Consider the following 11,993-nt stretch of genomic DNA (forward strand, 5'->3'; position numbering starts at 1 on the left):
GAACGCCGCACCCTTTCTGGATCAGTGCGCCACCTGCCGGTAGATCGCCGGCAGCGCCGCGGGCAGTCGGCGGATATTACCGACGATGGCGTAGCCGCCGCGCCCGAACAGCGTCGGGAAATAGGATTGCGCGGTTGCGTCCACCGTGACGCCGAAGGCGGCGATGCCGAGCCGGCGCGCCTCCTGCACCGATTTGCGGGTGTCCTCGACCGCGAAGCGGCCTTCGTAATGATCGACATCGTTCGGCTTGCCGTCGGTGAGGACGAGCAGCAGCTTTTTGCGCTGCGGCTGACGGGCGAGCTCGGCCGAGGCGTGGCGCACCGCCGCGCCAATCCGCGTGTAATAGCCGGGCTTCAGCGCGCCGATACGACGCTCCACTGCCGCGCTCATCGGCTCGCCGAAGGCTTTGACCGTTTCGAGCCGCACCCAGGACCGCCGGCGCGACGTGAAGGTCAGGATGCTGTGGTGGTCACCGCAGGCCGACAGGCCGTGCGCGAGCACGAGCAGCGCCTCCTTCTCGACATCGAGCACGCGATGGCCGTCGGCCCAGGCGTCCGTCGAGAGCGAGACGTCGACAAGCAGTGTGACGGCGAGATCGTGCCCCTGCGGGCGCATCGCGACATGGATGCGATCGAGACCGCCGCCGCTGCCGGCGCGAAGATCGCACCGCGCGCGCACGAGCGCGTCGAGGTCGAGGTCGTGTCCATCGGCCTGGGCGCGCATCAATTCGCGGCGCGGCCGCAAGATCTCGAAGCGCTGCCGTACCTGACGGATATGCCGGCGCATGGTCTCGTCGGGCGACCAGGTCTCTCCGGTCTCGGACGCGGCGTCCGCCAGCACGCGGCAGTGATCGGGCAGGTAGGAGCTGCTGCGGTAGTCCCATTCGGGATAGGTGAGATCTGCGTTCAATGGCGAGGCATCGAGAGCTTCCGGCGGCAGGTCGAGATCGAATTTGAGCCGGCTCGCCGGCTTGCCGCTGCGGCGGCTCAGCGTAATCTCCTCGAGATCGTCGGCGGCCTTCTGCGCGTCCTCGTCCTCGCTGTCATCGGCCGGACGGTCGACATTGACCATCTCGGCCATCGCGAGGATCTTTTCGAAGCGGTTGAGCACGAAGGGATCGCGGCGTTTGGCGTTGTCCTCGCGCTCGCGCACGGCAAAGCGCTTGCGATTGTCCTGGGTCGCGGCCCCCGCGCCCGGCGCGCACGCGTCGTCGCCAGCATGCGCGGGCGAGAACTCGCGCGTCCAGCAATCGCCCCAGAGCGGACACGGCAGGACCGAGCGATAGCCGGGCGGGGCCTTGTCCGGCAGCGCACCTGTCCCCATCATCGCCGGCCACAGCTGGCCTGCGGGCGCCTTTCCGGTCCCGAGCAAGGCCAGCACGATCCGCTCGATCTCCTGCTCAAGACGCGGCAACGGACGTTGCGGCCGGGCTTCGGCCATTGCTGCGGCGAGCCGCGCGTAATCGGCGGCGAGCCCGGGAAACTGCGTGAGCACGAAGACCGCCGTCTCGCTCGCCCGGCGCAAGACCAGAAGGTCCCGCCGCAGCGGATCATGCTCCGTGATCGTCTCGATCGGCGCGACCGCGAACCACGCCGCAAGCCAGCGATAGAGGCATGCGTTGAGGTCACGGTCGGCAAATATCGCAATGCGGTCGGGGAGGAAGATGGTAGTGGCGTCGCGGCCCGGCTGTTCGAGACGTTCGTCTCCAAGGCCGATGCGCTGCCGCCAGCCGAGCCGATGGCCCGCGCTACGTGCACCCGCGCTCGCGATCTGAACGCCTGGCTCGCCTCCGAGCGCGCGAAACATCACCGCGAGCCGGCCTCTCACCTCCGCAAGCGCGACCGCGTGATCATCGTGAACCGGATAGCTCGCGGTGCCGCCGACCATGCGGTGCCAGGCACGGCCGACCGTCTCCTCCAGTTCGAGGAAGTCGAGCATGGAATCTGCCTCACCCGATCACGGCGCGCGCGACATCCCGCAGCGCTGCCTTGACGTCGCAATCGTCGGTCAGCGGCTCGATCATGCCGGCGAGCACGGCATCGGCGATCGAGACTCCCGCCGCAATCAAAGTCGCGCAATACACCACGAGTCGGGTCGAGACGCCCTCCTCCAGATCATGCCCCTTCAGCGCCCGCAGACGTCCGGCAAGCGCGACCAGCGGCCGTACGCGATCCGGCGGCAGCCCGCTCTCGGCCGACACCACCGCAATCTCCTGCTCGGTCGGCAGGAAGCCGAACTCAATGGCGACGAAGCGCTGCCGCGTCGACGGCTTCAACGCCTTGAGCAGGGTCTGGTAACCGGGATTGTAGGAGACGACGAGCATGAAGCTCGCGGGAGCAACGAGCTCCTCGCCGGTTCGCTCCAGCGGCAGGATACGGCGGTCATCGGTGAGCGGATGCAGCACGACGGTGACGTCCTTGCGGGCTTCCACTACCTCGTCGAGATAGCAGATGCCGCCCTCGCGGACCGCGCGCGTCAACGGACCGTCGGTCCACACAGTGTCGCCGCCTCTCAGCAGATAGCGGCCGGTGAGATCGGCGGCGGTGAGATCGTCGTGGCAGGCGACGGTGTGGAGCGGCAAGCCCAGCCGCGCGGCCATATGCGCGACGAAACGCGTCTTACCGCAACCGGTCGGCCCCTTCAGCAGGACCGGAAGCCGGTGCCGCCAGGCATGCTCGAACAGCGCGCATTCGTTGCCGCTTGCGACATAGGCCGGTAGCGCGGGTGCAGGAGCGGCCAAGGCGTGAAGGGCTGCTTTCATGATCTTTCTCCGTAGATTTCTGAAGCGGCGGCCGCGACGAAACGCGGCCGCCGTCACGCTTACTCGGCCGGCTGCAGCACGGCGGGAATGGTCGCCAGCTTCTCGCGGCCGGGCACCAGCACCGCCCAGACGAACATCAGCGCGGAGATCGCGACGAACCCACCGGAGCCGAGCCGCACCCAGTAGAAGAATGCGAGCTGGTCCTGCACATCCATGTAGCCCTGGCCGAGCACGCGCTGGAGATGGACCTGGACCACGCCGGCAAAGGTCAGCGCGAACGTCATGGTCATCATGGCCGTGCACATGATCCAGAAGCTCGTCATGCTGAGCCACTGGTTATAGGGCGCGCGTCCCTTGATCTGCGGGATGGCGTAAGCCATCACGGCAAGGTTGAGCATCACATAGGCGCCAAAGAAGGCGAGATGGCCGTGCGCAGCGGTGACCTGGGTGCCGTGGGTGTAGTAGTTCACCGAGGATAGCGTGTGCAGGAAACCCCAGACGCCGGCTCCCAGGAACGCCATCACCGAACAGCCGACCGACCACAGCAGCGCGGCGCGGTTCGGATGCTTGCGGCCGGCCTTCCAGGTCATCTGCACCGTGAAGATCACCATCGTGAAGAACGGCGCGACCTCGAGCGTCGAGAACAGCGAGCCGATCCACTGCCAGTAGCCGGGCGCGCCGATCCAGTAGAAATGGTGGCCGGTGCCGAGAATCCCCGAGAACAGCGCGAGGCCGATGATGACGTAGAGCCACTTCTCGACCACCTCGCGATCGATGCCATTGAGCTTGATCATGAGATAGGCGAGCACGGAGGCCATGATCAGCTCCCAGACGCCCTCGACCCAGAGATGGACGACGTACCACCAGTACATTTTGTCGACGGCGAGGTTCGCCGGATTGTAGAAGGCGAACAGGAAGAAGATCGCAACGCCCCACAGGCCGAACAGCAGGATGTTGGTGACCGTGGTCTTGCGTCCCTTGAGCGCGGTCATGGTCACATTGAACAGGAACATCAGGCAGACGACGACGATACCGACCTTGATGATGAAGGGCTGCTCAAGGAACTCGCGGCCCTCGTGGTAGTGGAAGAGATAGCCCACGACCGCGACGCCTGCTGCGCCAAAAAACATCCAGAACTGGATCTTTGCGAGTAGCGGGCTGTACAGCTCGGTCTCGGTTTCCTCAGGCAGCAGGAAGTAGGTCGCGCCCATGAAGCCGATCAACGACCACACGATCAGCGCGTTGGTGTGGATCATCCTGACGATGTTGAACGGCAGCAGAACCGACAGCGTGTTGGGCAGGACGTAGATCGTCCCGGCGAGGAGGCCGAACAGGACCTGGGCCAGGAACAGGGTCAGCGCGCCGTAGAAATACAGCATCGCGACTTTCTGGGTTTGATATTTCATCTCGGATTCTCTCTGTCTTGAAAGAGGAAAGCGGCGGGCTTAGCCGGCCTTGTTCGGCGGCCAATCCTGGCGCTTGATCGTGCTCACCCATTGCAGGAAATCGGCGAGATCGTTGAGCTCCTGATCGGTGAGGTTGAACTGCGGCATCTGTCGCCGGCCCTCCGCGCCTGAAGGCTGCGACTGCATCCAGGCCTTCAACGCCTCTCGCGCGCCGGCCGGATCCTCCTTGCCGCCCCATCGATCCCAGACGTTGCCGACTTCGGGCGCGAAATAGGCGCCTTCGCCGAGCAACGTGTGGCAATTGATGCAGGAGTTCTTCTCCCAGACGTGCTTGCCGCGGGCGACCGACGACGTCAGCGTCACTGCGTCCGTCGAGGTCGTGACCATGTAGTAGTGGCTGTGCGCCGTCAGCCCGATGAAGATGGCGAAGAAAAAGGCCGAGCCGCCGTAGAAGACGTTTCGAGCGGCCGACTTGGTCAGGCGTTCAGCCATTGCCAATCCTTTCAATTGAGTCCCGCCGAGAAAATCGGTGATGCGATTTATCGCTGATCGGCACGGCCTGTTCTTTGTCAGGGCGCAAGGAGTGAGTCAGATCAGGGCGCTGACGGCAGATGTGAGCCAGGCAAACAGCACCACCATGAGGATCCAGGCGCTGACGAGGCCGCGCCAGAGCGCAGGCGCCGCGCGAAGATCGAGGAAATCGAGCGCAATCCGGCGGCCCTTGACGGCGGCCAAGGCCAGCAGCAGGGCGTTGCCGAGCAGCGGCCGCGGCACCAGCGGTGGCACCAGGATGGTCGCGAGCGCGAGGCCGATCAGCGCGATCCATGTGATGTCCAGGCGATCCGGCATCGTCACCGCACCAGATAAAGAATCGGGAACATCACGATCCAGACCAGATCGACCATGTGCCAGAAGGCCGTTCCCGTCTCGACGCCGAACGCTTCAGCGCGGCGGCAGACCAATGCGAGGATGATGATGCCGAGGCAGACGTGCAGAAGATGGAAGCCGGTCAGGAGGAAGTAGAGTGTGAAGAACGGACTGGTCTCGAGTCCGATGCCGCGTCCGATCTCTTCGGCATATTCGCCGAGCTTGATCGCCACGAACAGGCCGCCAAGCCCCATGGCTGTGAGGAGCCAGGATTGTGTCGCCCGGCTCTCGCTGGCCCGCGCGGTCTTCGCAGCCCGGGCTGCGGCCCAACCGCTCGTCACCAGCACGACAGTGTTCAATCCGGCGAGACCCGGATCAAGCGCCGCCTGCCCCACCGCGAACACGGCCGGATGGATCGCGCGGGCGACCGCGAATGCACCGAGAAACAGACCGAAGGCGGCGAGCTCGCTGAAGATCAGCACCCAGATCATGGGATCGCCGGGAAGATCGTCCAGAATTCCCCAGCCGGCTCCCCGTGGTTCGCAATCGGCTGCCGACATCTGCTCTTCCGGATCAGGACACCAGCCAGACTTAGCTCAGCCGTGCCGATCCGAGTTTGTTGCCGGACAAACTTGGGGAATGCCGATCAATTTGTTTGCGCCGTCGCAACGTCCGGCCGGCCGGGTCGCGGTACCAAACGCCCCAGGGTTCCGTGGAGCTGCGAGCGATAACATGAGCGATGCACAAATCGGACTGATGACCGCAACGCCCATCATCATCGTCTTCGCCATCGCGCTCCGGCGAATGGGCGTGCTATCGACCGTCGCCACCGTCTCCGCGGTGAGCCTCTCCGTCGCGATCGCGGCGGTGCTGTTCACGACGCAGTAATGACTGCCGCAGCCTCATCTCCGCTGATTATACACGTCGATGCACACCGCCCCGAGCAGGACCAGGCCCTTGATGACCTGCTGATAGTCGATGCCTATGCCGAGGATGGACATGCCGTTGTTCATCACACCCATGATCATGGCACCGACCACGGCGCCGCCGACGCGGCCGACACCGCCATAGGCCGAGGCGCCGCCGATGAAGCAGGCGGCGATGACGTCGAGCTCGAAGCCGAGACCCGCCTTCGGCGTTGCGGTGTTGAGGCGCGCGGCGAAGACGAGGCCGGCGAGCGCGGCGAGCACGCCCATGTTGACGAAGGTGAGGAAGGTCAACCGTTCCGTCTTGATGCCCGACAGGCTTGCCGCTTTCGCATTGCCGCCGACCGCGTAGACCTGCCGACCGATGACGGTGCGGCGGGTGACGAAGCCGTAGAGCGCGATCAGCGCGGTCATGATGACCAGCACGTTCGGCAGACCGCGATGCGAGGCGATCAGATAGGTGAAATAGAGCACGGCGCAGGCCAGGAGAATGCTCTTGCCGAGGAAGAACGCGTAAGGCTCGACCTCGATGCCGTGCAACTGCTCGCGCGAGCGCCCCTTGGCGCTGGCGTAGACGAGGCCGAGCGCGAGCACCGCACCGACCAGCATCGACGTCGGATGCAGCGTGCCGGCCTCGGGCAGCATCTCCGGAATGAAGCCCGACGACAATTTCTGGAAGGTCGCCGGGAACGGCCCGAGCGACTGGCCCTGCAACACCGCGAGCGCAAGTCCTTTGAACACCAGCATGCCGGCCAGCGTCACGATGAAGGACGGAATCTTGAAATAGGCCACCCAATAGCCCTGCGCGGCGCCGATTGCCGCGCCCAGCAGCAGGCAGGCGATGAAGGCGAGCGTGTAGTCGACCTTGTATGTCACCATCAGCACGGCGGCCACCGCGCCGACGAAGCCCGCGACCGAGCCGACCGAGAGGTCGATATGGCCGGTGACAATGACGAGCAGCATGCCCAGTGCCATGATGACGATGTAGCTGTTCTGCAGTACCAGATTGGTCAGGTTGAGCGGCTGCAGCAGCGTGCCGCCGGTCATGACCTGGAAGAACAGCATGATCGCGATCAGCGACATCAGCATGCCGTAATTGCGCAAATTGTTCTTGATGAAGCTGCCGTGCCGGCCCTCCTCGGGCAGCGAAACCGTCTTGTCGGTCATAGCTGCGATCCTCCCATCTCCGCACCCGCGAGGGCGCTGCTTCCATAATTTCTGTCGTTGCGCATGATGGCGCGCATGATCTTTTCCTGCGTCGCTTCGGCGCCGGGGAACTCGCCGACGAAGGCGCCGTCGTTCATGACACAGATGCGGTCGCAGATGCCGAGTAGCTCGGGCATCTCCGAGGAGATCACCACCACGCCGCGGCCGGCTTCCGCAAGCTCGTTGATGATACAGTAGATCTCGTATTTGGCACCGACGTCGATGCCCCGGGTCGGCTCGTCCAGGATCAAGACCTTGGGGTCGGTCATCAGCCATTTCGACAGCACGACCTTTTGCTGGTTGCCGCCGGAGAGCTGGCCGGTCTCCTGGTAGACGTCGGAGCAGCGGATGCGCATCCGGTTGCGGTAATCGCTGGCGACCTTCAGCTCGGCGATGTCGTCGATCACCCGGTTGGGGGCGACCTGGTCGAGGCTTGCCAGTGTGATGTTCTTGCGGACGTCGTCGGCGAGGATCAGTCCGAGCTGCTTGCGGTCTTCGGTGACATAGGCAAGGCCGGCGTCGATCGCGGCCGCGACGTTGGGCAGCACGATCTCATGGCCCTCGAGCCGGATGCGACCGCTGATCGTGGTGCCCCAGGAGCGGCCGAACAGGCTCATGGCGAACTCGGTGCGCCCCGCCCCCATCAACCCGGCGATGCCGACGACCTCGCCGCGCTTCACCCTGAAATCGACGTTCTTGATCACCTGCCGCTCGGGATGGATGGGATGGTAGACCGACCAGTTCTCGACGGTGAGAACGGGCTCGCCGATTTTTGCGCTGCGCTCCGGAAAGCGATGGGCGAGATCGCGGTTGACCATGCTGCGGATGATGCGGTCTTCCTGGATCGGCTCGGCGCGGCAGTCGATGCCGTCGACGGTGCGGCCGTCGCGCAGCACGGTGATGTGGTCGGCGACCTTGGCGACCTCGTTCAGCTTGTGCGAGATCAGGATCGAGCCGATCCCCTGCTCGCGGAACGCCATCAGCCGCTCCAGCAGCGCGGCGCTGTCGGCCTCGTTGAGGCTCGCGGTCGGCTCGTCCAGGATCAGCATCCGCACCCGCTTGGACAGCGCCTTGGCGATCTCGACAAGCTGCTGCTTGCCGACGCCGAGATCGGTGATCAGCGTATCCGGCGATTCCTTGAGGCCGACCTGCGCGAGCAGGTCGCGCGTGCGCCGATACACCTCGTCGCGGTCGATGACGCCGAGCTTTGACGGTGGGTGCGACAGAAAAATGTTTTCGGCAATCGACATCAGCGGGATCAGCGCCAGCTCCTGATGGATGATGATGATACCGAGCGCCTCGGAATCATTAATGTCGCGGAAGCGGCGCTCCTCGCCATCAAAGATGATGGTGCCCTCGTAGCTGCCGGCCGGGTAGACGCCGCTGAGCACCTTCATCAGCGTGGACTTGCCAGCACCGTTCTCGCCGACCAGGGCGTGGATCTGCCCGGCTTCAACCGAGAAGTTGACGTCGCGCAGCGCCTGCACGCCGGAAAAGCTCTTGCTGACGTTGCGCATCTCCAGCATTGCGGTCATCGGTTCATTCTCCTGGGGGCTTCCACAATCGTCATGGCCGGGCTTGTCCCGGCCATCCACGTGCAGCCGCTTGCGAAGAGGGACGTGGATGCCCGGGACAAGCCCGGGCATGACGAGTTGATAAACATGCGCTTCGCCCTAACCCTAAAGAACTCCCTCTCCGCAGGTCGGGAGAGGGAGTAGACCTCCTACTGGAACTGCGACTTCTTGTAGTAGCCGCTCTCGACCAGGACCTTCTCCCAATTGTCCTTGTAGACCACGACCGGCTTGAGCAGATAGGACGGCACGGTCTTGGCGCCGTTCTCGTAGGTCTTGGTGTCGTTGACGGTGACCTGCTTGCCGGCCAGCGCAGCGTCGACCATGTCGGCGGTCACCTTGGCGAGGTCGCGGGTGTCCTTGAAGATGGTCGAATACTGATCGCCGCGCAGCATCGCCTTGATCGAGGGCACCTCGGCATCCTGGCCCGAGATGATGGGCATCGGCTGGCCGGCGCTACCATAACCGACGCCCTTCAGCGAGGAGATGATGCCGATCGACAGACCGTCATACGGCGACAGCACCGCGTTGACCTTCTTGTTGCCGTAGTAGGCGCTGAGCAGATTGTCCATGCGGGCCTGCGCGGTGGCGCCGTCCCAGCGCAAGGTCGCGACCTTGTCCATGCCCATCTGGCCGGAGACGACGACGAGCTTGCCGCTGTCGATGTACGGCTTCAGCACACTCATCGCGCCGTTGTAGAAGAAGTAGGCGTTGTTGTCGTCGGGCGAGCCGCCGAACAGCTCGATGTTGAACGGACCCTTGCCATCCTTGAGGCCGAGGCCCTGCACGATCGACTCGGCCTGGAGCACGCCGACCTGGAAATTGTCGAAGGTCGCGTAATAGTCGACGTTCGGCGTGCCGCGGATCAGGCGGTCATAGGCGATCACGGTGATGCCTTTTGCTTTCGCCTGCTTGAGCACGTCAGAGAGCGTGGTGCCGTCGATCGCGGCGATCACCAGCGCTTTCGCGCCCTTGGTCACCATGTTCTCGACCTGCGAGAGCTGGTTCGGAATGTCGTCCTCGGCATATTGCAGGTCGGTGTTGTAGCCGCGCTCCTTCAGCACCTTGACCATGTTGTTGCCATCGTCGATCCAGCGCGCCGACGATTTGGTCGGCATGGCGATGCCGACCGTTGCTTTGTCCTGGGCCGAGGCGGTGACGCCCGCGGCCATCGTCGCAGCGCCGGCCAGCGCCAGCGCGAGGAAGGTCGTCTTCAGTTTCAGCATGTTTCACTCCCTTTGGTGTCAGACTGTTTTTTCGTGTCGTCGCGAACTTTGGTGGTGTGCGGCTTCGAGCCTCCTATGCGAGCTTGACGTCAGGCTCCGCGCGACCGCGCGCGGATGCCTCCAACAGAAAGGTGTAGCCGGCTTGCGGATCGGCGGCACGCGCCGCCGCGTCCATGTCCTGCCAGGCCGAGGTGACGAGGAGACGCGACAGATCAGGGCCGACAAAAGCGGGGCAGCTCGCCTGCTTTGCCGGCACGCTCATCGAGCGCAGGCGCTCGCCTTGCGGAGAGTAGACGTCGATACGGCCAGCGCCCCAGCCCGCGTTCCAGATGTTTCCGTCCGCGTCGCACACCGAACCGTCGAGGCCGCCGATACCGGTGTGGCGCAGCAGCACCTCCGGCTCGCCGCGCGGCAGGCCGGTCGTGGGATTGAGCGGCACCGCGTAGAGCACCGCGCGCGCAGTGTCGGCGAAATAGCCGGTGGTGCCGTCGGGCGAGAAGCAGATCGAGTTGGGAATGCTGACGCGCGGAAACAGCATCGATATCTCGCCGTGATGGAACGCGTAGATCGCGCCTGCCCCTGCTTCCGCCTTGCGGCCCATGGTGCCGATCCAGAACGTGCCGGAGGGATGCACGCGGGCATCGTTGGAACGGGTCGCGGGATTATCGGCTTCGAGCGGACAGAGCAGCGTCATCGCGCCATCGGCGATTTTGCGGATATAGAGCCCGTCTTCCGCGACGATCAACTGCCGTTCGGCGTCGATCCGCCCAAGTGCGCTCGCCATCCGGCCCAGCGCATGAACGCGAATGCTGCCGCTGGCGAGCTGCGCCTCGAACAGTCGCCCCTCGCGGATATCGAACCACCAGGCCGTGTCCGTGGTCACGTCATAGGTCGGCCCCTCGCCGAGATGGCAAGGATCGTCCGAAAGAACCGAGGTGGGCACCTGTTCCATCATGACCTCCTCACCGCAAAGCGATAGACCGTGTGATGGCGGTAGACCTCGCCCGGCGCTAGGCGCGGGCTCGGGAAATCCGGCCGGTTCGGTGCGTCCGGCCAGATATGCGGCTCCAGGCACATCGCGTCGGACTGCCGGTAGAGCTTGCCGCCCTTGCCCGAGATCGTGCCGTCGAGATAATTACCCGAATAGACCTGCAGACCGGGCTGATTGGTGAGCAGCTCCATGATGCGCCCCGAGCGCGGTGCCTCCAGCCGCGCCGCGAGCGCAAGTTTGCCATCACGCGCGAGATTGTAGGTGTGATCGTAGCCCCTGCCGGTGCGCAATTGCTGGTCGCTCTCGCGGATGCGCTCGCCGACGGCCCGCGGCTCGCGGAAGTCGAACGGCGTGCCGGCAACGCTGCGCGGCGGCTCCGGCAACGGAATGGCGTTGGGATCGATCGCGAGGAAATGCCCGGCGGCGACCGTCAGCTTGTGATCGAGAATGGGCGTGCCTGATGTCGCGCCTTCCAGATTGAAGAAGCTGTGGTTGGTCAGGTTGACGATGGTCGGCCGGTCGGTCCGCGCCTCCATGGTCAGGGATAGCTCGGCCGGGCCGGTGACGCGATAGGTCAGGCGCACATCGAGCCGACCGGGAAAGTTTTCCTCGCCATGCGGGCTCGTGTAGGTCAGCGTGACTGCGGGCTCGGCGCCATCGTCGATCTCCGCAATGTCCCAGAGCTTGCGGTCGAAGCCGTCGAGGCCGCCATGCAGCGCATTCGGACCGTTGTTGACGGGAAGCTGCACCGTCTCGCCGTCCAGCGAAAATTGTCCGTTGGCGATGCGATTGGCGTAGCGGCCGACGGTGGCGCCGAAAAACTTTCGCTCGGCGAGATAGCCGGCGAATGCGTCATGGCCGAGCACGACGTCGTCGTAGCCGCCCTTGGCGTCCGGCGCGATCAAGGCCTGCAAGACTGCACCATGGGTGATGATGCGCGCCTCGAACCCGCCCTCTCCGCGCAGCACGATGCGGTCCACCTTGCGGCCGTCCGGCAGCGTTCCGAAGACGTCTCTTTCTGTTTTCGATCCAGCCATGA

At 64.6% G+C, this 11,993-nt stretch carries 12 protein-coding genes; 1 reads left to right on the forward strand and 11 read right to left on the reverse strand.

Features of this window, described 5'->3' with window-relative positions; genetic code table 11:
- Positions 1 to 21: 21 nt before the first annotated feature.
- The 6 genes from ABIB90_RS20855 to ABIB90_RS20880 form a co-directional block, all read right to left on the reverse strand.
- Positions 22 to 1,938, reverse strand: a complete 1,917-nt coding sequence (locus ABIB90_RS20855; protein WP_354201298.1) for a nitric oxide reductase activation protein NorD — start codon at positions 1,936 to 1,938, stop codon at positions 22 to 24.
- 10 nt (positions 1,939 to 1,948) lie between these two features.
- On the reverse strand, positions 1,949 to 2,761 hold the full coding sequence (locus ABIB90_RS20860) for a CbbQ/NirQ/NorQ/GpvN family protein (RefSeq protein WP_354164517.1): 813 nt from the start codon (positions 2,759 to 2,761) through the stop codon (positions 1,949 to 1,951).
- Positions 2,762 to 2,820: 59 nt separating this feature from the next.
- Positions 2,821 to 4,167: a cbb3-type cytochrome c oxidase subunit I gene (locus ABIB90_RS20865; RefSeq protein WP_007593223.1), complete on the reverse strand. Its 1,347-nt coding sequence runs from the start codon at positions 4,165 to 4,167 to the stop codon at positions 2,821 to 2,823.
- A gap of 39 nt (positions 4,168 to 4,206) precedes the next feature.
- Positions 4,207 to 4,659: a c-type cytochrome gene (locus ABIB90_RS20870; RefSeq protein WP_354164514.1), complete on the reverse strand. Its 453-nt coding sequence runs from the start codon at positions 4,657 to 4,659 to the stop codon at positions 4,207 to 4,209.
- Between the two features lie 96 nt (positions 4,660 to 4,755).
- On the reverse strand, positions 4,756 to 5,016 hold the full coding sequence (locus ABIB90_RS20875; RefSeq protein WP_007593227.1) for a cytochrome C oxidase subunit IV family protein: 261 nt from the start codon (positions 5,014 to 5,016) through the stop codon (positions 4,756 to 4,758).
- Between the two features lie 2 nt (positions 5,017 to 5,018).
- Complete coding sequence (locus tag ABIB90_RS20880; protein ID WP_007593229.1) at positions 5,019 to 5,594, reverse strand: cytochrome c oxidase subunit 3 family protein; 576 nt, start codon at positions 5,592 to 5,594, stop codon at positions 5,019 to 5,021.
- A gap of 172 nt (positions 5,595 to 5,766) precedes the next feature.
- Between ABIB90_RS20880 and ABIB90_RS20885 the strand changes: the two genes are divergently transcribed.
- On the forward strand, positions 5,767 to 5,922 hold the full coding sequence (locus tag ABIB90_RS20885; RefSeq protein WP_211394234.1) for a hypothetical protein: 156 nt from the start codon (positions 5,767 to 5,769) through the stop codon (positions 5,920 to 5,922).
- Positions 5,923 to 5,936: 14 nt separating this feature from the next.
- Here the strand turns inward: ABIB90_RS20885 and mmsB are convergent, their stop codons facing one another.
- From mmsB to ABIB90_RS20910, 5 genes are all read right to left on the reverse strand, one after another.
- A complete protein-coding gene (mmsB, locus tag ABIB90_RS20890; RefSeq protein ID WP_007608442.1) occupies positions 5,937 to 7,127 on the reverse strand; it encodes a multiple monosaccharide ABC transporter permease in 1,191 nt (396 codons plus the stop codon).
- On the reverse strand, positions 7,124 to 8,701 hold the full coding sequence (gene mmsA, locus ABIB90_RS20895) for a multiple monosaccharide ABC transporter ATP-binding protein (RefSeq protein ID WP_354164508.1): 1,578 nt from the start codon (positions 8,699 to 8,701) through the stop codon (positions 7,124 to 7,126). The genes mmsB and mmsA overlap by 4 nt, the downstream gene beginning before the upstream one ends.
- 188 nt (positions 8,702 to 8,889) lie before the next feature.
- On the reverse strand, positions 8,890 to 9,963 hold the full coding sequence (chvE, locus tag ABIB90_RS20900; protein ID WP_247370836.1) for a multiple monosaccharide ABC transporter substrate-binding protein: 1,074 nt from the start codon (positions 9,961 to 9,963) through the stop codon (positions 8,890 to 8,892).
- A 73-nt stretch (positions 9,964 to 10,036) separates the two neighbouring features.
- Complete coding sequence (locus ABIB90_RS20905) at positions 10,037 to 10,915, reverse strand: SMP-30/gluconolactonase/LRE family protein (protein ID WP_354201299.1); 879 nt, start codon at positions 10,913 to 10,915, stop codon at positions 10,037 to 10,039.
- Positions 10,915 to 11,991 carry an aldose epimerase family protein gene (locus ABIB90_RS20910; protein ID WP_354164504.1) on the reverse strand — a complete coding sequence of 359 codons (1,077 nt, stop codon included), beginning with the start codon at positions 11,989 to 11,991 and terminating at the stop codon, positions 10,915 to 10,917. Before ABIB90_RS20910 ends, ABIB90_RS20905 begins: the two co-directional genes overlap by 1 nt.
- Positions 11,992 to 11,993: the final 2 nt, after the last annotated feature.

The organism is Bradyrhizobium sp. JR4.1 (genome assembly GCF_040548605.1).
Classification (GTDB): Bacteria; Pseudomonadota; Alphaproteobacteria; order Rhizobiales; family Xanthobacteraceae; genus Bradyrhizobium; species Bradyrhizobium canariense.